Raw genomic sequence first — 19956 nt, forward strand, 5'->3', positions numbered from 1 at the left:
CGGCACGGAGTTCATCCGCGGGGACTCCGACTTCAACCGGCCCCGTGTTCGGTCCGATGACCGACGTCGGCGAGCTTGACGACGTACGGACCGGCAAAATCCGGGGGGCCGGCTTCGGCGTCCGGCGCCACCAGGTGGTAAGGAGCGACCGGGATTCCCTGCGACCGCAGCAGCTCCATGGCCGCAGCGAACGGGAGCATCGATCCTTCCGGGGTGGCGACCGTTGGCTGTTCCGGTCGGGCAACCGGTGCTGCCTCCGCCCGGGGGCCGGCCATCATCGGGCGCCGGCGCGAGAAGTCTCCCAGTGTCTGCAGTCCGCGCAATGTGGCCCGTATTCCGTGACCGCCGGCCGCGGCGGGGGATGCGTCCACGATCTTCCGTGCCCAGTCCCCCAGCGCTCCTCCGCAGTTCGAGACCAGGAAGGGCTTGCCGGTCTTCTCCGCCGCGGCCACAAAGGCCTGGAGGAACGCCCCGGAGTACGGACTCTCGTCCTCATCCGTGAGCGGATGGACGTTCAGCACGGCGTCGACGTCGGGGGCGGCCGTGTAGCGGTCCAGGATCTGTTCCAGGTGCGGCATGCCCATCGGCGTGGTGTCCAAGGGGTTGGGCACATGGACGCCCGGGATGAGGTCCTCGATCCAGCCGCGCAGGTGCTCCAGGGCCGGGACCGCGATCTGCTCGTCGAGCGCGAGATCCATGGCCATCGAGGCGTAACCCCCGGTGGAGGTGATGACCGCGAGCCCGTTGCCGCTGGTGCGGTATTCCTCGCCGAGCTGGTCGATGACCGCCAGCCGGTCGATGAGTTCCTCCGGGTCCCGGGCGACGCCGATCCCCAACTGGCGGAACGCGACGTCGTACACCCACGCATCGCCGGTGAGCGCGCCGGTGTGGGAGGCCGCCATCTCCTGTGTCCGCGAGTTGCGGGCCAGCTTGAGGGCGACTATCGGCTTTCCGGCCCGGATCGCACCCCGGGCCGCCTCGAAAAAGGCCTCGGGCCGGCGAATCTTCTCGATCACCAGGCCAATCGCAGTGGTGGCGGGGTCGTGGGCCAGATACTCCAGGTAATCGGCCAGATCGGTGACGGCTTCGTTACCGGCGGAGATGACAACGTTGAGGCCGACCTGGGGCCGGTCCCAGGCCGCCATCACTACCCCGCTGAGCAGGGCGCCGCTCTGGGACACGATGGAGAGACCGCCTGCACGGCGCTTGTGGTCTGCCGCAATGGTGAGGCCGATGTTCCGCGGCACGTTCGAGTAACCCAGCCCGTTCGGCCCGACGACGGCCATGCCTGACGCCAGTGCTGCCGCCGCGATCCTCTCCTGCAACGCGGCCCCGGCCACATCCCCCATCTCGGCATAGCCGCTGGACACCAGAACGACGCCCCCGACGTCCAGCGCGGCAGCCTCCTCAACGACGGTGACTGCCGTCGCGGCGCTGGTGACGCAATAAACGGCGTCGATCGGTCCCTGAATGTCCGAGAGGGTCGGGACCGTCGTCTGGCCCATGACGGCGGAATGCTTCGGGTTGACGTAGTAGATGGTGGCGTCGCTTTTCAGCGTGGGCGAGAAGGACTTCACGAACGGTGCGCCGTCCCGCAGCCCCACCACGGCCACGGTGCGCGGGTTGAGCAGCCGCCGCAGCGCCTCGGACTGACCGCCGCTCACGCCGTTCCTCCGCGCGCTGCGTCGCGCGGTCCGCCGGGGACGTCCCAGGTGGTCCAGCGGAACAGGGCGCCGTGAGTGGTGGCCGGATCGGTGATCAGGGTGTGCTCGTCCCGGCCCAGGGTGGTGATGCCTTTGGTCTCGAAGTAGGCCTGCACCGCGTCGAGGTCCTGCACCCGGAAGGCTGCTGCGTGGTGAATTTCGCCGTTGGCGTCCAGGTCGGCTGCCGCCAGGGTGTTCCCGGTGTTCGGCGTCGAAAGCTGGACGACGGTGTCGCCGATCTGCACGTAGGCGTCGTCGGTGCCGGTCAGCGCGGAGGATCCCTTGTGCAGGAGCTCCCCGCCCAGGACGCCGGCGAAAATGCCCGTGGCCCGGTTCAGGTCCTTGGTGAGGATGGTCGTGTAGGCCAGCCCCGGGGTCTTCACCGGGTGGTTGGAAATCCACCACTCCGGGTCGAAACCGCTGTCGTTGGACCGGGGATCCATCGTCCCGACCTGGCTGCCCTCGGGATTGAAGAACTCGAGCTGCGTGATCGTGTCCTTGGGGTGGGTCATGATGGCCGAGTTGGGTCCGGGGCGCTCAGTGGTCATCCGGCCGCCTTCGACGAAGACTCGGATTCCTGCGTCGGTGCAGCGCTGCCACATTTCTCCGGCGTCATCGGTGTACCAGGCAATCGAATGCCAGTGCCGCCCGAAGCGGTTGAAAAAGCGGCCCAGGGGCATCGCGTCCCAGCCCTCAACCCGAAAGGCCGGTGCCAGCGGCTCGATCACGGTGTCCCCCAGCAGCACCAGGGAGGCGTCACGCTTCTCCCCGGGCATGTAGTTGTGGTCCAGGAACCCCCTGCGCACGCTGAAGACGTCGTCGTACCAGGCCTCCAGTGCGGGGAGGTCGTCGGTCATGTGAATGATGTGGAAGATCTGGCCGATGGCCATGGAGCCATCCCCTCTCTGACGGACACGAAGTAACGGTGCTGAGCTTTCGATATGAATGCCGGCCGGCCGGAAAGCCAACTAAACCGGGAAAGCCCGCGAAACAAATATTCGTTCCGCTATTGATGAAACCTGCCTTGATCGGAGACAGTTGTCAAGCACCTCCCACCGCTTCAGCACTTCGCCCCACCAGTCAAGGAATCAAACTTATGAGCTCACTCATTACCGCCCAGATGCAGGCGGCGCTCGGGACCCGGTTGGGTCATCAGCTCTCGTACCCCGTCTCTGCCTCGGACATTCGGCGATGGGCGACGGCGATCTACTGGCCCGAACCCCCGCCCGAAAAATACCTCAGCGCAGAGGAAGCCTGGCTCACGGCACCGGAGGACATGAACCCCTTCGCCTGGGCCGTGCTGTCCTCCGACACTCCCCCTCATCCCAGTGACGTTCCAGGCCACGATCCGGACCGCACGGAGAAGAGCATCGGCATCGAGGGTCCAGGGCTCACCAAGCAGCTCAACGGCGGCCTGAAGATCGAATACGGCGTCCCCATGAGGGTTGGCGACACCATTTCGTCCGAGCGCATCCTCGCCGGCTACACGGAGCGAGAGGGCCGACTGGGCCGGATGCTCTTCACGACCATGACCGACACCTGGACCAACCAGGAAAACCAAACGGTCAAGCGCACCGAACTCACCCTGATCCGTTACTGACCTCCTCTGTTACCGCCGGCCAGACCACAGGCCCACCCCAGATCCGACCCAGACCCGAGCGAGGAATCATGACCACCGCACCCCTTCGAACACCCGCCAATACGCCCGAGCTTGTCCCCGGCGCCTCCATTGGCGACTGGACCCGCGAGACAGGCCTGGACACCTGGAACCGCTTTGCTGCCGTCAACGACGAGTTCGTCCCGATTCACATGGATGCCGACGCCGGTCGGGCTGCGGGCATGCCCGGCGCCTTCGGCCAGGGCAATCTCCTCGTTTCCTATCTTCATGCCGCAGTGCGGAACTGGATGGGAGAAAGCGGCCGGATCCTGGAAGTCTCCGCCCAGTTCCGCAAACCGAACACCAAGGGGAGCATCACCGCCGGCGGCACCATCATCGAGGTCACCGGGACCGACGCCGGCACTGAGGTCCTGCTCGAACTCTGGCTTCGGGATGCCGCCGGCGCTGACCTGGCGCCCGGAACGGCAAGGGTCCTTTTCGCCTGAAGGACAGCAGGACGGCCGGCTGGTATCCCTGCCGGCCGTCCCGTTATGTTGACCTTTGGCGGTCCCGCCCAGGTCCTTGTGTGTCCGGGATCAGCTGTCCGGAATCAACGCCAGGTGCGTCCACCGACGCTGTGCCCAATGGGCGGCACCGTCAACGTAGACCTTCTTGACCTGACCTGGACCGAAGCCGTTGAAACCGGGTTCGGCGGAAAGCCACCCTCCGGTTACGATCGGCTCGACCTCCAGCTGGAAGCCCTCGCTGTCCTCATCGGTTGTCACTGTCACCACTGCCATGTCCGCATACCTCCTTCTTCTTGGCCGCCGGCCCTCTGCCGCCCGACCGGTTTTGTCCTGCCACCCGACCTGCCCAACCCACGTTTCGGATGCCGCCATCTGTTTCCTCGATCGTCGATTAGGGCGCCGACAGGGCCGCCCGGCTAAGTGCCGGGCAGCCGTTCCCCGCGGAAAACCAGCTGCTCCACGGTCACGTCGGCCGCGAACTCGATCTGGCAGGCCAGGCGGATTCCTTCGGTTTTGTTCTCGTAGTTGCGCTGCGCCACCCTTTTGATCACGCGCTGTTCGGGCTCTGAGGGGGCGACTGGCGCCACCTGGTCAGCACCCTGCAGGATCCTCACGTGACACCGGGAGCAGGTGCCCTGTCCGGCGCAGACAGTCGGCCAGTCATACCCTTCCCGATAGGCCGCGTCGAAGAGGGTTTCCCCGTCCATTACCTCGATCACCACCCCGGCAGGCTCAACGCGCACCTTCGGGAACGGGATGGATACCGGCTCCGCAGACATTTCCGGCTACAGGTACTTGGCGAGTTCTCGGTCCAGTGCCTGATGCCAGTTGACGATCAGGCGCTCGACGTCGACACCGAGACGGACATGCTCCAGGTCCGACGAGCGGATACCCGTTTGCATTCGCTCAATGTTGCTCGCGTCCTGCTGGACGAACCACAGTTCATCCCATGTGGGCGCGTCGTCTGCTCCGATCTTGGGCTTCTTGACCGGGGTGCCCGTGGGAGGGATTTCCAGGGCGAAGAAGTCGTAGATGCATTTGTTGGGGTCCGTGGGGTGGGGACGCGCACGGTAGACCAGGCCGCAGCCCAGCATCGCCACACCGGTGAAGTTCGGAAACATTGTCCAGTGCCCGGTGGTGTCCGGATGCATGGGTGTCAGCTCGACTCCGCGCATCGCGGCATCGATGTAGGCCCGCTTGAAGAACTCACCGAAGAATTCGTTGGCATCGGTTATCTCCAACAAATCTTCCAGAATCGCGATGTAGTGAGCATTCGTCTGCGACTGCGATCCTTCCCACATGACCTTCGCACTCATATAGAACTTCACCGCAGGTGTCATCTTCTCCGGGTCTGCAAAAAGCCGGTCTTCCTGACCCGGCAGCTGCAGGATTCTCGGCGCTCTGGAATCGGTCCACCCGTGCCCCTGCGGATCCGTGCTGTAGTGCGCGAAGGCGAGGGCGTTAAAGTCTTCATCGCGCAGGAATCCGGCCATCTCGGGGTGTGCCTGCATCACATGATAGGCCTCAAAGAAGGCCTCCTGAGCGATCTTCCAGTTCGCCTCGAATTCGATCTGGTGCCACCACGTAATGTGTGCCTTTTCGAATCCGTTGCCGTCGAGCGGACCCTTGATCCCTCCAAGCCATTCCTCGAAGGAGACGGCTTTGGGATCCATGTTGATCCAAACGAATCCCCAGCGCTCCGACACCTGCACTTCGGCGAGGTCGACATCCGCCTGCTGAACGGTTTCCTCGCGGAAGGCATCCTTGGCGTAGATGTAGGTGTTCTTGCCCTCAAGATTCCAGCGCCAACCGTGGAAGGGGCAAACGACCTGGTCGGCCCGGAAAGTGCCGGAGCCGCAGGCAATCGCCGTGCCGCGGTGCCGGCAGGCATTGTGGAACGCCTTGACGCTGCCGTCCTTCTGGCGGATGAGCATGATGGACTGGTCAAGGATGGTGTATTCCGTGAAGTCTCCGGGCTTGGGGATTTCCGTGCCGTGGCAGGCCAGCTGCCACGCGTGCTTCCAAAGGTTCTTCTCCACCTCGAAGAACTCCTTGTCGTGGTACCGGGCCGTCGGAACCAAGAGCTCATTTTCCACCCGGTACGGCACCTTCGACGTGTCGATCGCTTCAACGACAGTCGGGTCGTTTTGAACACTGGTCATAGCTGCATCTCCCTGCTTCCATCCCGGCACAACCCTGTGCCGGTTCTTGTCCTGGTCTGCTGCTGACTTCGCCGCTCCCGCCTTGGCGCGTGGCCTCGAAGGGGCTGATCGGCTCGAATCGGAGCCGTTCCCCCGAACCATACTTGTGATTTGCATCACAGGGAATAGGTGCGGGCCAAATATTTGTTCCGTTTCCTGGTCAAATAAAAAGCTTGCCGGCCAAATAAAGACCGGCACCACATGGTCAGTCAGGGATCACGGGCTCATCGCCCCACATGCGTGCCGGCGGTACCTCTTCAACGTCCGCAACGCTTACGGGACGCGTGTAGTGACGGTCCGGGCCATCGATGTCGTAGCTGCGGAACACCAGCCGATCCCCCACCAGCGTGCCAACGTAGGCGAGATCCTCTCCTGCAAACACCCGGTCACCGCTGATTTTTCCCACCACCGCACCCGAAGGCACCAGCACCGTATTGCCGTCATTGAGCAGGGGGCGACCGTTTTTGGTCCAGAGCTTCCGCATCATGCACTCCTCATCGTTTGCTTACCTGTGTTGTCTGTTTGTTTCCATGTGTCATTGGTTACACGTGAGTCTGCATTCTGCCGCGCCCCCTAGACCCGGTCAACCACCCCATGCGACCATCGCCTGCATGGACGCATGGCCTGACCGAGCGGACCGAACGCCTCCCGATGCCAGCTCCGGCAGTCCGTTCGCCATGCCCCGGGAGCCTCTCTGGGAGGACCCGCTGGCCGTTCCTCCGGTGCTGGGGCTGGCTGTCCCGAAGCTCCCCGGGCGCGTTCGTCAGGTGCTCGGGAACGTCCATTCCCACTATGTTGTGCTCGATTTTGGCGACCCGCGCAACCCTGCCGGTCCGTTCCTTTCGGTGACGTCGCGCCCGGCTGACCGCCGTCGGACACCTGTCCGGGGAGTCCTGCTGGAGGCAGCCCTGCTGTCTTTTGCCGCCCGTCTCAGTGAGTCGTCAACCCCTGGTGCCGATCCCCACGAAGCCGGCCTTTCACCTCTGGAACATGCAACGATCCTCGTAGAGGAGACCCGTGCGGCCTGTGTGGTCCGCCGTCAGGGTGATGCTTTCGCCGCCCACGTATATCTATCCGCCGAAGTCCTGCCGCCCGGACCGGGGTTCCCCGGCACTTTTGCCACGATCGTTGCCCGCGGAGTCGAGTTGTCCGAGATTCGCCTTACCGTCGTTTCCGACCTGAGCTCATTCGCCGCATTGACGCTCGAGCACGCGGAACAAGAGGACGCTCCGCCCGGATTTGCGCAGGCTTGCGCAAGCATCCGATTCGGTGCCATCGAGCGACTTATCCTCACGAGCCTGGAGAATCCCGATCCTGCCGGGTATGCCGAGGTGCGCCGGTGGATGATGGAGCTGCGCACCCGGTGGACGGAAGCCCACCGGAGCCAGATGCACTTCACCGGGCAGGATGCTCCGGCAGCTGCCCAGGCGTTGATGGCTCTGCTGGATCAAATGAAAGCTCTGTCGTCTGCCGTGCCGTGGTGGCAAGAGGCTGGCACCGAGGCGGTGGCCGAGAGCATCCGCCATGCCGTCTTCGCGAGTGACGTACCCAGTCGGGCTGCCCAGGATCTATGGTGCTGCGGGATCGCCGACCCAGCAGCCGAGGCCCGCTGGCTGCAGGCCTGGCAGCGTTGGTATTCGCATCGGAACAACGCGCAAAACTAGCGCAGGGGTTTCTGCCCTGAGATACGAAAAGAGGCCCCCTGGGGGACCTCTTAGCGACAATTCTTCAACAGCTTTTGGTGGGCGATACTGGGTTCGAACCAGTGACCTCTTCGGTGTGAACGAAGCGCGCTACCACTGCGCCAATCGCCCCCTTGCTGCAAATTGTTTTCACAACCGCAACGTCTAAAGATGCTAGCCCAGATTGGAGCTGGCTCCAAACCGATGCACGATCCGCGTCGGGGCAAGCCGTCGGAGAAGACGCCAGTCGCAGCAGAACACAGCGGGCGGGGCCGGAGCGCCTGCTGATCTCCGCGACGGGTTGCGCGGCACGGAGCACCCGGTCCGCCGTCGTGCGCGGCTCAGCCTGCCGCCGTCGTCGTCCGCAGGGCACCCGTCGTGCGCGGCCCAGCCCGCCGTCGTCGTGCGCGGCTCAGCCCGGCGTCATCGCGCACAGGCGGCTACCCCCTTCCGTTGCCCATTTCCGCACCGTTACTCCCGCACGGCCGGCCACACCTTGTCCGCTTGCTCTGTTTGCTACTCCCCAGGAGCCCGCCTCAAGCCGCTTCACCACCCCCACCTGCGAAGACATACAGGTGAGGACGACTGCTTCCGGCGTGGCGCAAATTAGTCCCGATTGGACGAACTTCGAATCGTCCAGTAGAGTTTTTCTTCGTTGGAAAGCGGGAGTTCGCCGCGAAACGCGAAAGCGATTCGAGGACGATTACACTAACTTCTTCAGCATGCGGACGTAGCTCAGCTGGCTAGAGCACCACCTTGCCAAGGTGGATGTCGCGGGTTCGAATCCCGTCGTCCGCTCGCAAGTCACTGTAAAACCGGTTGATGTTGACCGGTCGGCCTATGCTTATGCAGTGGTCACGGTGGGGTGGCCGAGAGGCGAGGCAGCGGCCTGCAAAGCCGTATACGCGGGTTCGAATCCCGTCCCCACCTCCACGGTGGACTTGCAAGCCCTTATGGGCGCGATTGGCGCAGCGGTAGCGCGCTTCCCTGACACGGAAGAGGTCACTGGTTCGATCCCAGTATCGCGCACTACAGTTAGGCGTTTTGACGCACAACTGTGTTTTTGCGGACGTAGCTCAGCTGGCTAGAGCACCACCTTGCCAAGGTGGATGTCGCGGGTTCGAATCCCGTCGTCCGCTCTCTTGACTGCATCGGGGCCTCCTTTGGGAGACTTGATGCATCAAGCGCGATTGGCGCAGCGGTAGCGCGCTTCCCTGACACGGAAGAGGTCACTGGTTCGATCCCAGTATCGCGCACGGACAACCCAGGTTGTCTTTTTTGCGGACGTAGCTCAGCTGGCTAGAGCACCACCTTGCCAAGGTGGATGTCGCGGGTTCGAATCCCGTCGTCCGCTCACATAGTTGCTTTCCGGGGATGTTTCGGGGCGACACACAGAAGGAGCAGGCCAAACGGCCTGCTCCTTCTGTGTTTAACGCGGCTTTGTCCAACGTGGCTTCAGGGATTCGTCTCGTGCGCTAACCTTCCGGCGTTTCTCCGTGGAAGTGCTGGCCTCCCGACTTCTCCTCCACAAATGCGGAATTTTGCGGACTGACGCAGCCTTTTCCCCAACTTCGAACATGTGTTCGACGCCGGGCCTTCATCTTGAGAGGCTGGATGCCATGGACGAAGAGATCGCTGCCCCGAGGACAACGTGGATGACCGGAACTGCCGGCCCCACCGGTAACCCGCCGCGGACCATACAGACCGGACAGCCCGAAACTCTGACTGGTGAGACTGAGCACATAAGTCCTACAGGGCTACTCCATGCCCTTTACTCCGTCCGTAACGCCGCCTCTGATGTTAACGAATGGCTCCCCCGCCTCAACTGTGCCGAACTTGCATCTCTTGCATCCACTGTCGAGGAACTTTCCCGGTTTGTGGACTATCTGCAGGTCGGCACCGCAGCCGCGATGGACCGAGGACGGGTTTGTGCTGAGATGTCAGGATCGTGGACTACCGCGGCCGGGAAAGCCCAGCAGGAGTTTAAGAGCACAGCGGACTACATGCGGCAGCGGCTTCGGATTAGCCGTCGCGAGGCGTGGAGGCGAATCTGCCTTGGATCGGCTCTTATGCCGGCAACTAGCCTGACTGGTCAGAGAATCGAACCTGAGCTCGCAGCACTGTCCGCTCGGGTGGCTCAGGGGCTGGTGTCCGGGCAAGCCGCCCAGACGGTCAGTGTGGCCATGAAACACGTGCAAGGCTGCGGCAGCCCGGAGGACAGGGCCTCCATGGAGGAGGCACTGACGGAAGTGGCTGTCAGCCAGGACCTGGATGCCCTCACTGTGGTGGCCAGCGCCTGGGTGAACCAGTTGGACCCTGATGGAACTGAACCGTCTGAGCAGCAAAAGGCCGAACTGCAGGGCCTGTTTATCCGCCGGAAGTACCGCGGGATGCACCGCCTGGATATTTTCGCGACGGAGGATCAATTCGAAACCCTCATGACGGCGTTGTCTCCGGAAACCAGCCCCCGGAACGACGCGGGGCAACCTGCGGATGGAGCCTGCGTGGATCTGGAAGGAAACGAACGTGCAGTCCCCGCCGACCGGCGGAGCTATCCGCAAAAGTGCCTGGACGGCCTCGTGTCATCCTGCAGGATCGCCCTGTCGTCTGGGCAGCTCCCCGCCAACGGAGGGTCCAAGCCGCAGGTCCTGGCTATCGTTCCTTATGAGCAGCTCCAGGAACGAGTAGGGAGAAAAACGGAAAGCGGCATGCTGGCCTTTGCTGGCCCCGTCCCACCCCACCAAATCCGCCGCATCGCCTGCGAGGCGGACATCATTCCGGTTGTCCTGAGCGGTGAGGGCCGCATATTGGATGTGGGAAGTGCTTCCCGCTACTTCCCGCCGCATCTTAGAAAAGCACTAACCGCCAGAGACGGCGGATGTGCTTTCCCCGGTTGCACCTCACCGGCGCCGTGGTGCGAGGCCCACCACATTGAGTATTACTCCCGTGGCGGCGCTACCAGTACCGACAACGGTGTCCTGCTCTGCGGGTTCCACCATCATTTGATACACCGGGAGAAATGGCGCATCCGCGTCAGGAACGGTGTCCCGTGGTTCATCCCGCCCACCTACGTGGATCCCTTCCAAGCACCGCTGCGCAACACGTATTTCCATCCACTGCGCCGAGACCGACAAACGGTGTGAGGTGCGGGCGCCATATCCCGGTTCGGGACTGCCCACAAGCTCATCCGAGGACTGCGGGCAGATCGGGACCCGCGCTCCGGCAATTAGGGTGGCCGGACAGGAGAGGCGCCACTTCTTCAAGCTTGGCAGCGGTCCTTCCCGCGCGTTCAGCCCGTCATCGCGCCAGCACCCTGCCCAAAGGCCCAGTTGCAGCTGTTGGTCCATCAACTCAGTTGCCTTACGATTGAAATGAACGGGAAACGTTTGGTTTCCCCTGCGAAAGGAGGTGTCCGTGTCTGTATTTGACGGGCTCAAGGGCAAGGCCGGAGAGCTGAAGGACAAGGCAACCGAGTTTGTGGGCGGAAACGCTGACAAGATCAAGGGCGGCATCGATCACGCAGGAAACTTCGTCGATCAGAAGACTGGCGGAAAGTACTCCGACAAGATCGATGGCTTCCAGAGCAAGGCCTCAGAGGCGGTAGACAAGGTCGACCGCAAGCAGGGTCCCGACTCCGGAACTGATTCCGGACCGACTCCTCCGGCCGTATAAGCTTCAGAGCACGACAAGGGTCCTGGTTCCGCCGAGTGGCGGCACCAGGACCTTCGTCATTTAAGTCGTCTATCCCTGCGAAGACCCCCGGTTAGCAGGACCACCCCAGCGCACCACAAACGATTAGCGTTTGGAAGGCGGAATCTCGCAGTGTCGCGGATAATCGCCTCCAAAAATCCAATGGGTTTCGGTTGCTAGCGGTGCTTCTGGCTGGTGTGCCGCAGGATGGCCGGCAAAACCAGCGTCAGTATTCGACAGAGTGCTACCGACGTTCCGACATAAATCGATCTTCCGCAGCGTAGTCAACGTATCGGTTGAAGAATTCCAGACGCCCGGCTGCAGAGGCAGGATCGTCGACACTCCTGGAAAGCCAGTCCAGCTCAGTTTGGACCGTGGCTGCGTAATCACCCACAGGAACGTAACCGAGCTCCAGAGAGGCACGGGTGTCCAGAATAATGGGCGCAGCACTCTCCCAGGGATGCGTACCCAGCTGGGCACTGCCACGCTCACCCGGCGCTGCTCCCCCTGAACCACGACCGCCACCACTCCCCGCACTGGCACCACTGCCAGCGCTGCCAGCACGGCCGCCAGACCCACTTCCACCGGCAAGCAGTATCTCCTCCCACCGGTGTCCGAAATAGGCCGCGACAACACGTGAAATCTCGAGAGCACTCGGAGCATCAGGATTTGCGCTGTTGAGGATCCGGCTACCGGGGTTCGCCGCAATACGCTCCACCAGCGCAGCGACGTTCACAGCTGCAGTCGTATGGTCTACACCGGAACCGGAGGAAGTCAGAAACACGGCTTTTCGGGCATCCAGGACACGACGGACAAAGACCCATTCACGGGCAGGAGAGGCACCCTCCCCATGTACCTTTGACGCACGGAGGACAGTGACCGGATGCCCACTGTCCAGCAGCACGTGTTCAGCAGCTACCTTGTTGCGTCCATACCCTTCGGGCGAGTCGAAATAGCCGTTGCCCGGAGCGACAGTGGGCTGGTCTTCAGAAACTGGGCCGGAAAAGACAGGACGGTCGGGCGAATTCACGTGCCGCCCAAACGAATCGACATAAACGGCTTTGCTGGAGAGCATCACAGACGATCCCACATCACCCACAAACGGAAGAAGATGCAGGGCATCAGCTGCAGTGAAGCACAGGCAATCCACCAGCAAATCCGCACCAGAGCCCACAAGATGCCGCAGAGCCCCGGTATCGCTGCGGTCGGCCGCATGAAATGCCGCACCCGAGGCGGTGAGATCGGCAGGAACGTTGGATGGGTTCCTGCCCGTGATATCGACATTCCAGCCGGACGACAAAAGCCGCCGGGCAACGGCACGGCCAATCAGTCCGCTGCCACCCAAGATAACTGCTCTGCGCACAAGACCCCCATCTTTGCCATCAGTTATTCAAAGCAGCCCCGGCACCGCCAACCGAGACTAGGCCGCTTCCCCGGTCTGACCCTCGCGAGCCAGGGCGGTAAGCCTGGACACAGCACGGAAGTACTTCTTCATGTACCCACCGTTCATCATTTCCTCAGTGAAGAGCTGATCGAACGGAACACCACTGGCGAGAATCGGAACATCCTTGTCGTACAGCCGGTCCGCGAGGACCACAAAGCGCAGGGCAACCGACTGCTCGGTGATGGTGCCGACGTTGTGCCACGCGACGGCGTCGATACCGCTAATGAGCTGACGGTAGCGGCTGGGGTGCACGGTGGAGAGATGGTTGATCAGGGCAGTGAAATCGTCCTCGGCCACCACCTTTCCGCTGAACTCCGCGGTAACCCGGCTTTCGAGCTCGTCTTCGGCAACGGGATCGGGAGACTGCGGCAGACCGCGGTGCCGGTAGTCCTCACCGTCAATGCGCACGACGTCGAACTGGTCGGCCAGAACCTGGATTTCCCGCTGGAAGTCGACGGCGGCAAAACGCCCCTCGCCCAGGGAACCGGGCAGGGTATTGGACGTGGCAGCAAGCTTGACGCCGGCATCAGCGAGCTCCCGCATCAAACGGGACATCAGAACGGTGTCGCCCGGATCATCGAGCTCGAATTCATCGATGCACACCAATTTGTAGGTGCTCAGGGCATCCACGGTCTTGCGGAAGGACAGTGCACCAACCAGGTTCGTGTACTCGACAAACGTTCCGAAGGCCTTGGGGCCCTCAACCGAGTGCCACAGCGAGGCAAGCAGGTGCGTCTTGCCGACGCCGAACCCACCGTCCAAATAGAACCCGGCCTTGGAATCGGGCTTTTTGGCGCCGAAGAGCCTGCGCAAACCGGTCGGCTCGGGAATGTCGACGGCGGCAGCAAAGTTCCGCATCGAGCTCACCGCATGCGCCTGGGAGGGCTGCGATGGATCCGGACGGTAGCTGTCGAAGGAAACTGAGCCGAACCGCGGAGAAGGGAAGAACCCCTTCAACAGGTCATCTGTCGAGACCTGGGGAGTCCGCTCTGCAAGGTGCTCCACTTGTGCCACTGTGCGCAATCCGTCCATCCGATGTTGATAGGTGTCAAAGGTTCCCACGGTAGTGCTGCCAGTGGTACCAGATCTGCCGCCGGCAAAATTGCCGCCGTTGCAACGATACGCCAAGAGGGCCCAGCCACCGGATTTCCGGGACGTCCCCGTTGAGATTGAATTCCGGACAAGCGCTCAGCTGCGAGCGCGGGCCCGTCCGGCCATCGGCGCAAATGGCCCGGCACAAATAGCCCGGCACAAAGTCAGGGCACAAAAGTTCGGGCACAAAGTTCGGAGACATCAGCAGACCATCGGAAGTTTTCGTCCGCACGCGTCGTTAGGCTAGAGGTAAGCCCGTGCCAGCCGCCTTCGCGGCGGCCGATCCGAAACCGAAAGAGGCCACATACATGTCGATTGCCCCGGACACCGCATCCAAGTTTGCCGACTATGCCCATCCCGAGCGGCTCGTCTCCACACAGTGGCTCGCCGACAACTTGGAAACTGACGGGCTGGTGGTCCTGGAATCAAACGAAGACATCCTGCTCTACGAGACGGGCCACATTCCAGGTGCACGGAAAATCGACTGGCATACGGATCTCAATGACACCGATACCCGAGATTTCGTGGACGGAGAGTCTTTCGCGTCGCTTATGTCCCGCAAGGGCATTACCCGCGATTCGACAGTCGTCATTTACGGCGACAAGAGCAACTGGTGGGCAGCCTACGCACTGTGGGTCTTCACCCTCTTCGGCCACGAGGACGTTCGCCTGCTCGACGGCGGACGGGACAAGTGGATTGCGGAAGGCCGGGAGCTGACCACGGACAAGCCGCAGGTCGCGGCCACTGATTATCCCGTCGTCGAACGCAACGATGCGCCGATCCGCGCCTACCTGCCCGACGTCCTTGCGCACCTGGGCAAGGGCCCGCTGATCGATGTCCGCTCTCCCGCCGAATACACCGGCGACCGCACCCACATGCCGGACTACATGGATGAGGGCGCCATGAAGGGCGGCCACATCCCGACCGCCGCATCGGTGCCGTGGAGCAAGGCTGCCGCTGACGACGGAACCTTCCGCACACGGCCCGAGCTGGAGGCGCTGTACAAGGACCAGGCCGGACTCCGGGAGGGCGACGACGTCGTCGCCTACTGTCGGATCGGCGAACGTTCCAGCCATACTTGGTTTGTACTGAAGCACCTGCTGGGTTTCGACTCGGTCCGCAACTACGACGGGTCCTGGACCGAATGGGGCAACGCCGTGCGGGTTCCGATCGCTAAGGGCGAGGCACCCGGAGAAGCTCCGGCAGCACGCTAGGCCGCGGCAGCACAGCACCTCAGCACCGGCACAACACACCAAGCACCAGCACCACAGCGGAGAGACGAAGCATATGACCACGTCAGCACTACCGACCGTACCGGCACAGCTTGCCGAAATCATCGAGGACTTCCAGGCCCTCGAAGAAGTGGAGCGGCTGGAACTGCTCCTGGAGTTTTCGCGGACCCTTCCTCCCCTGCCGGATCGGCTGGCCGAGCACCCGGAACTGCTCGAACAGGTCGTTGAGTGCCAGTCGCCGCTGTTCCTGACCATCGAGGTGGATGACTCCCCCGAGCGCCGGGTCCAGCTGTTCTTTTCGGCACCGCGGGAGGCTCCCACCACCCGCGGTTTCGCCAGCGTCCTCCACGAGGGGCTGAACGGACTGCCGGCCGCTGAGATTCTCGCGGTGCCGGCGGATGTTCCGGACCGGCTCGGGCTCACCCGGGCCATCACTCCCCTGCGGATGCGCGGAATGTCAGCAATGCTCGGACGCATCAAGCGCCGGCTCGAGCAGGATGCAGCATCCAGGGACGCTGCGGACAGCGGAAAGCAGGCATAACCATGGCGGGTCGAGGAAAGACATCAGGAAGTGCGACGCCGGCAACCCGGGTCCTCGACGCCGCAAAAGTTCCGTACGAGACACTGAGCTACACGCACGACCACGATGCGCCGTCGTACGGTCTGGAGGCCGCGGACAAACTTGGGCTGCCGCCGGAATCCGTGTACAAGACACTCATGGTGGACCTCGGCGGACGGCTGGCGGTGGCCATGGTTCCGGTGGCGTACAACCTGGACCTGAAGAAGTTCGCCGCACTGATGGGCGCCCGGAAGGCCAGCATGGCGCACCGGGCAGAGGCCGAACGGCGCACCGGCTACGTTGTGGGCGGCATTTCACCGCTGGGGCAGCGCCATCCCAGCGCCGCCGGAATCGATTCCTCCGCCGAGCTGCTGGACACCATCTACGTCTCCGGCGGCCGGCGGGGCTTCCAAATCGGACTGTCACCGTTTGACCTGATCCGGCTGACCTCCGCACTCTCGGCCCCTATCGCGGGACCCAAGAGCTGAGCAGCTCTTAGCCCTTCGGCGTGTCCGCCCGGCGCTCTGCGGGATGCCGGGTGCGGCCCAGAACGTTGTTCAGCCAGACCAGGACCGTGGTCTCCCACCGCTCCGGGTCAACGTTGTATTCCTTGGTGTGACCGGCCTTGGAGAACCGCTCGAACGTCACCACGCCCGGGTTTTTCTCCGCCAGCTCAGCCGAGGGGCCAAACGGCACGAATTCGTCGTCCTCGCTGTGCAGAATCAGGGTGGGGATCCGGATTTCCTCGGCTCGAGACACCCAGTCCATGCTCTTGAGGTCCAGCGGCGCAGCCAGACCGGTCAGCGCGCGGCCTGCCGGATTGGAGATCAGCCACTGTCCCAGACGGCCGGACTGCACCGGAATCCGGTTCAGCCGGGCGTGGTGGCTGAGCACATCGAGCCAGTTGATCACCGGTCCGTCGAGCACCAGCGCGCGGATGTGACGGCGCAGCGGTGACCGGTCGGCCGCCTGCAGGCTGACGGCACCGCCCATGGACCAGCCGAAAAGCACAACGTCCTTGGCCCCGTGCGCCAGCGCGTAGCGGATGGCGCATTCGACGTCGTGCCACTCCGTGAGGCCCAGCCCGTACCGGCCGTCGGAGGCATAGGGGGCGTCGCCGTCGTTCCGGTAGGAAATGAGCAGGCTCGTCATTCCCGCCTCACGCGCGGTGCGGACGGCACGCAGGCCCTCCGTGCGCTGGGCCCCCCGGCCGTGGACCATGATCGCCCAGGTGGCGGCGTCGGCGTCGGCCCGCACCAGCCAGGCCGGCGCCAGCCCGCCGTCCACGGCAATGTTCACTTCCTCTTCGGCCAGCCCGACGGAGGTGGGCGATTCGTAGATGGCGCCGCTCCACCAGCCGCGCACGGCTTTGAGCAGGTCGCCGCTGTAGATTTCTTCGACATCCCGCTGCACCGTGCCTTCCCGCGGCTCGTAGGAGCGGATGGCGCCGATCCGGGCGTGGCCGGCACCGCCGTCGAAAAACAGGCTGTAGGTGCCGTCAACGGTGGTGTCTTCGTTGGCGGGCAGAATGACCTGCTTGCCGTGTTCGGAATCGATGACGGCCAGGATTTGCAGGTTCGCATCCCGGGTCCGGCGCGGGGTGACTACTTGGCGGGCGAAATACACTCCCAGACCGGACGTTGCAGCGAACAGCGCAGCGGTTGCCGCCGCCCCCATTCCGGCCCCGAATGCCGTCCATTTGATCCACGGGGCCGAGAGGCCGGTTGGCGGTGCGGGTTCGGCGGGAAGGGCCTGGAACGGAAGCGCGGGAATGGAGATAGCCATGAGTCCATTCTGACTGATAGTTCATCGTGCCGCAGCGCGCCCATGCCGCCGGTGGGCCAAGTGTCACTGGCAATACACCCGCCCTTCCCCGCCGGCAGTGCGAGGAAACCGTTTCCACTGCTGTCTAACCGGGCCCGCAAGTGCCCCGGGCGGCTTGCGGGTACGGGCTCAGCTGCCTGGAAGAATCAGGCGCCCAGCGGGCGTTTTCATGCCTTGGAGTCTGGATAGGTTCCGTAAGTTCCCAGTAACAATTCCGCATCAATGCTTCATTGAGGAATGAAATCCGACGCCGCAGGCACTGCCGAAGGCGCCGAAATCAGCTGAGGGTGAGCTTGTGAGTTATCAAAATGTTTTCTCGACATCTACATCATTTGTCAGAATGCTGGCTTTTCTACCGCAAATTGGCGGTTCTGCTTAACTGGACGCGTTCTATTGACTTCACCACCCCCTCCTATATTCTCCAGAGACGGGACCAGCGCACGGCGTAGGGCGCCAGACAAAAACGAAGGAATACGATACATATGGGATCTTCCGCAAAAAGCCGACCCAAATGGGTTCGTTCATTCCAAATGGCCACGGCGTCACTGGCTCTGGTGGCGGGAAGCATGGGCGGCGCTGCCACACCGGCGCTGGCAGCTGAAACGGCACCCGCTGCCGAGGGTAACGAAACCTTCCGGATTGCCACCGCGGGGTTCGTGGACTCGTTCAACCCATTTACGTCGATCTACTTATTGCCGACTAATTCCATCCGTTACATGTACGAAAGCCTCGTCCAGAATGATGCCAAGGACGGCTCTCCAACGGCTGGCCTCGCACAGGACTGGGAATCCACCCCGGACGGAATGCAATGGACCTTCACGCTGAATGACGGGCTGAAGTGGTCCGACGGGGAACCAATCACCTCCGAGGACGTTAAATGGACATACGAGCAGATGATGACCATTCCTGCCATGGGCACTGCTAACGGCAACCTGGTTTCGAACTTTGAATCCATTGACACGCCCGATGACAAGACCGTCGTGATCAACCTCAAGACCCCCCAGGCCCCGAACCCGGGAACCGAGATCCCCGTTGTCCCGGAACATGTCTGGTCGGAAATCTCCGATCCCACCACCTATCCGAACGACAAGGACGTAGTCGGCTCCGGACCCTACTTGCTGGAAAGCTACCAGGCGAACCAGTCGATCGATCTGAAGGCGAACCCCAATTTCTGGCGGGGGGCGCCGAATATTGGTGCAATCCAGTACGTCTACTACACGAACTCGGACGCCCAGCTGCAGGCCCTGCGCGCAGGAGAGGTCGATTTCGTCACAGGCCTAACGCCCACGCAGTTCAAGGCCTTGGAAAATGAAGCAAACATCACCACCCAGGCCGGGGAAGGCCGCCGCTTCACCGGCATCGGGATCAATTCCGGCTCCGAAACCCCGGAAGGTGTCGCCTACGGAACCGGCCACACCGGCCTGCAGGACAAGGCGGTGCGCGAGGCCATGCGTTTGGGCATCGACACCGAATCCCTGCTGACACAGGTGCTCGGCGACTACGGCACCCCTGCAACCAGCTTCATCCCCTCCGCCTTCGCCCAGTGGCACCTGCCGAACGATGACAGCGCCATTGTGGGGTTCGATCCAGAGGTTGCCAAGAAAACTCTCGACGATGCCGGTTGGGTTGCGGACAGCAACGGAATACGTTCCAAGAACGGCGAAACGCTCGAACTGCGGCTGCTCGTGGACGCGGCCAGCTCCAACGAGCAGTCAATGTCCGAATACCTCGTTCCCTGGATGAAAGACATCGGCATCGCGCTTGTTGTGGAGTCGACCGACTCCGATACCATCTCGGACAAGACCGCCAAGGGTGACTACGATCTGTACTTCACGGGGTGGAGTGTGAATCCGGATCCCGACTACCAGTTGGGTATAAACACCTGCGCTTCGCGTCCGGACGCCGAAGGCAACGGGGCAACCAGCCAGGATGGCTACTGCAACCCGGAATTTGACCGGATGTTCGCGGAACAGCACTCAGAACTCGATGCCGAAAAACGTGCCTCCATTGTTCATGACATGCTCCGGATGCATTACACGGACGCGGCTCAGATCACCCTTTGGTATCCGCGCTCCCTCGAGGCTTACCGTTCCGACCGTTTCACCGGCTTCACGCTTCAGCCGGAACAGAACGGCATCATCGCCAATCAGGCCGGTTACTGGGGCTTCCTGACCGTCGACAGTGTCCAGTCCGCCCAGGTTGAAAGCTCCGACGGAAACACCGGCCTCTGGGTCGGGCTCGGAGCCCTGGCTGTCGTCGTTATCGGCGGCGTCGCCTTCGCCCTGAACCGCCGCAAATCCGCGGGTGACCGCGAGTAGCTCTCCCGTTCGATGGCAGGGTCGGCGTAGTGCAACAAAGTGCGCCGGCCCTGCCGTCAGTTCGGACCAGTCTGACTCCTGAAAGAA

Annotated in this window: 18 protein-coding genes and 7 tRNA genes; 15 read left to right on the top strand and 10 right to left on the bottom strand. The window is 62.8% G+C overall.

Annotated features, from left to right (window positions below; translation table 11 throughout):
* Positions 1-32 precede the first annotated feature (32 nt).
* Together QNN99_RS12695 and QNN99_RS12700 are read right to left on the bottom strand one after the other, a co-directional pair.
* Positions 33-1664, bottom strand: a complete 1632-nt coding sequence (locus tag QNN99_RS12695) for a CoA-binding protein (protein ID WP_229966829.1) — start codon at positions 1662-1664, stop codon at positions 33-35.
* Positions 1661-2593 (bottom strand): VOC family protein, encoded by a 933-nt coding sequence (locus QNN99_RS12700; RefSeq protein WP_229966830.1) that lies wholly within the window; start codon positions 2591-2593, stop codon positions 1661-1663. Before QNN99_RS12700 ends, QNN99_RS12695 begins: the two co-directional genes overlap by 4 nt.
* Before the next feature lie 206 nt (positions 2594-2799).
* On the opposite strand from QNN99_RS12700, the gene QNN99_RS12705 reads away from it, so the two are divergent.
* Entirely contained in the window at positions 2800-3303 is a 504-nt protein-coding gene (locus QNN99_RS12705; protein WP_229966831.1) for an FAS1-like dehydratase domain-containing protein, read from the top strand.
* A 68-nt stretch (positions 3304-3371) separates the two neighbouring features.
* Positions 3372-3806: a MaoC/PaaZ C-terminal domain-containing protein gene (locus tag QNN99_RS12710; RefSeq protein ID WP_229966832.1), complete on the top strand. Its 435-nt coding sequence runs from the start codon at positions 3372-3374 to the stop codon at positions 3804-3806.
* A gap of 90 nt (positions 3807-3896) precedes the next feature.
* On the opposite strand, the gene QNN99_RS12715 is transcribed toward QNN99_RS12710, so the two are convergent.
* The 4 genes from QNN99_RS12715 to QNN99_RS12730 all read right to left on the bottom strand — a co-directional run bounded on the left by QNN99_RS12715 (position 3897) and on the right by QNN99_RS12730 (position 6515).
* Positions 3897-4100, bottom strand: coding sequence for a hypothetical protein (locus QNN99_RS12715; RefSeq protein WP_229966833.1), 204 nt, complete (start codon positions 4098-4100; stop codon positions 3897-3899).
* Positions 4101-4243: 143 nt separating this feature from the next.
* Positions 4244-4606 carry a 2Fe-2S iron-sulfur cluster-binding protein gene (locus tag QNN99_RS12720; RefSeq protein WP_229966834.1) on the bottom strand — a complete coding sequence of 121 codons (363 nt, stop codon included), beginning with the start codon at positions 4604-4606 and terminating at the stop codon, positions 4244-4246.
* 6 nt (positions 4607-4612) lie between these two features.
* Positions 4613-5989: an aromatic ring-hydroxylating oxygenase subunit alpha gene (locus QNN99_RS12725; RefSeq protein WP_229966835.1), complete on the bottom strand. Its 1377-nt coding sequence runs from the start codon at positions 5987-5989 to the stop codon at positions 4613-4615.
* Positions 5990-6233: 244 nt separating this feature from the next.
* Positions 6234-6515, bottom strand: coding sequence for a hypothetical protein (locus tag QNN99_RS12730; protein ID WP_229966836.1), 282 nt, complete (start codon positions 6513-6515; stop codon positions 6234-6236).
* A 280-nt stretch (positions 6516-6795) separates the two neighbouring features.
* On the opposite strand from QNN99_RS12730, the gene QNN99_RS12735 reads away from it, so the two are divergent.
* Complete coding sequence (locus QNN99_RS12735; protein WP_229966837.1) at positions 6796-7692, top strand: hypothetical protein; 897 nt, start codon at positions 6796-6798, stop codon at positions 7690-7692.
* 75 nt (positions 7693-7767) lie between these two features.
* On the opposite strand, the gene QNN99_RS12740 is transcribed toward QNN99_RS12735, so the two are convergent.
* Positions 7768-7842: transfer RNA gene (locus QNN99_RS12740), tRNA-Val, on the bottom strand.
* A 592-nt stretch (positions 7843-8434) separates the two neighbouring features.
* On the opposite strand from QNN99_RS12740, the gene QNN99_RS12745 reads away from it, so the two are divergent.
* From QNN99_RS12745 to QNN99_RS12780, 8 genes are all read left to right on the top strand, one after another.
* Positions 8435-8508 (top strand) — tRNA-Gly (locus tag QNN99_RS12745).
* Between the two features lie 61 nt (positions 8509-8569).
* Positions 8570-8643: transfer RNA gene (locus QNN99_RS12750), tRNA-Cys, on the top strand.
* Positions 8644-8667: 24 nt separating this feature from the next.
* Positions 8668-8739 (top strand) — tRNA-Val (locus tag QNN99_RS12755).
* Positions 8740-8775: 36 nt separating this feature from the next.
* Positions 8776-8849, top strand: a tRNA-Gly gene (locus QNN99_RS12760).
* Positions 8850-8894: 45 nt separating this feature from the next.
* A tRNA-Val gene (locus tag QNN99_RS12765) sits at positions 8895-8966 on the top strand.
* 24 nt (positions 8967-8990) lie between these two features.
* A tRNA-Gly gene (locus QNN99_RS12770) sits at positions 8991-9064 on the top strand.
* Positions 9065-9647: 583 nt separating this feature from the next.
* Complete coding sequence (locus QNN99_RS12775; RefSeq protein WP_269439221.1) at positions 9648-10853, top strand: HNH endonuclease signature motif containing protein; 1206 nt, start codon at positions 9648-9650, stop codon at positions 10851-10853.
* A 271-nt stretch (positions 10854-11124) separates the two neighbouring features.
* A complete protein-coding gene (locus tag QNN99_RS12780; protein WP_229966838.1) occupies positions 11125-11382 on the top strand; it encodes an antitoxin in 258 nt (85 codons plus the stop codon).
* A 262-nt stretch (positions 11383-11644) separates the two neighbouring features.
* Here the strand turns inward: QNN99_RS12780 and QNN99_RS12785 are convergent, their stop codons facing one another.
* Positions 11645-12745 (bottom strand): NAD-dependent epimerase/dehydratase family protein, encoded by a 1101-nt coding sequence (locus tag QNN99_RS12785; RefSeq protein WP_229966839.1) that lies wholly within the window; start codon positions 12743-12745, stop codon positions 11645-11647.
* Between the two features lie 75 nt (positions 12746-12820).
* Complete coding sequence (zapE, locus tag QNN99_RS12790) at positions 12821-13858, bottom strand: cell division protein ZapE (protein WP_229966997.1); 1038 nt, start codon at positions 13856-13858, stop codon at positions 12821-12823.
* A 386-nt stretch (positions 13859-14244) separates the two neighbouring features.
* Between zapE and QNN99_RS12795 the strand changes: the two genes are divergently transcribed.
* The 3 genes from QNN99_RS12795 (at position 14245) to ybaK (ending at position 16215) form a co-directional block, all read left to right on the top strand.
* Positions 14245-15150 (top strand): sulfurtransferase, encoded by a 906-nt coding sequence (locus QNN99_RS12795; RefSeq protein WP_229966840.1) that lies wholly within the window; start codon positions 14245-14247, stop codon positions 15148-15150.
* A 73-nt stretch (positions 15151-15223) separates the two neighbouring features.
* Positions 15224-15709 carry a SufE family protein gene (locus tag QNN99_RS12800; RefSeq protein WP_229966841.1) on the top strand — a complete coding sequence of 162 codons (486 nt, stop codon included), beginning with the start codon at positions 15224-15226 and terminating at the stop codon, positions 15707-15709.
* Positions 15710-15711: 2 nt separating this feature from the next.
* Entirely contained in the window at positions 15712-16215 is a 504-nt protein-coding gene (ybaK, locus tag QNN99_RS12805; RefSeq protein WP_229966842.1) for a Cys-tRNA(Pro) deacylase, read from the top strand.
* Positions 16216-16222: 7 nt separating this feature from the next.
* On the opposite strand, the gene QNN99_RS12810 is transcribed toward ybaK, so the two are convergent.
* A complete protein-coding gene (locus QNN99_RS12810; RefSeq protein WP_229966843.1) occupies positions 16223-17512 on the bottom strand; it encodes an alpha/beta hydrolase family protein in 1290 nt (429 codons plus the stop codon).
* Between the two features lie 569 nt (positions 17513-18081).
* Between QNN99_RS12810 and QNN99_RS12815 the strand changes: the two genes are divergently transcribed.
* On the top strand, positions 18082-19869 hold the full coding sequence (locus QNN99_RS12815) for an ABC transporter substrate-binding protein (RefSeq protein WP_229966844.1): 1788 nt from the start codon (positions 18082-18084) through the stop codon (positions 19867-19869).
* Positions 19870-19956: the final 87 nt, after the last annotated feature.

Origin of the sequence: Arthrobacter sp. zg.Y820 (assembly GCF_030125555.1) — a bacterium.
GTDB lineage: Bacteria > Actinomycetota > Actinomycetes > Actinomycetales > Micrococcaceae > Arthrobacter_B.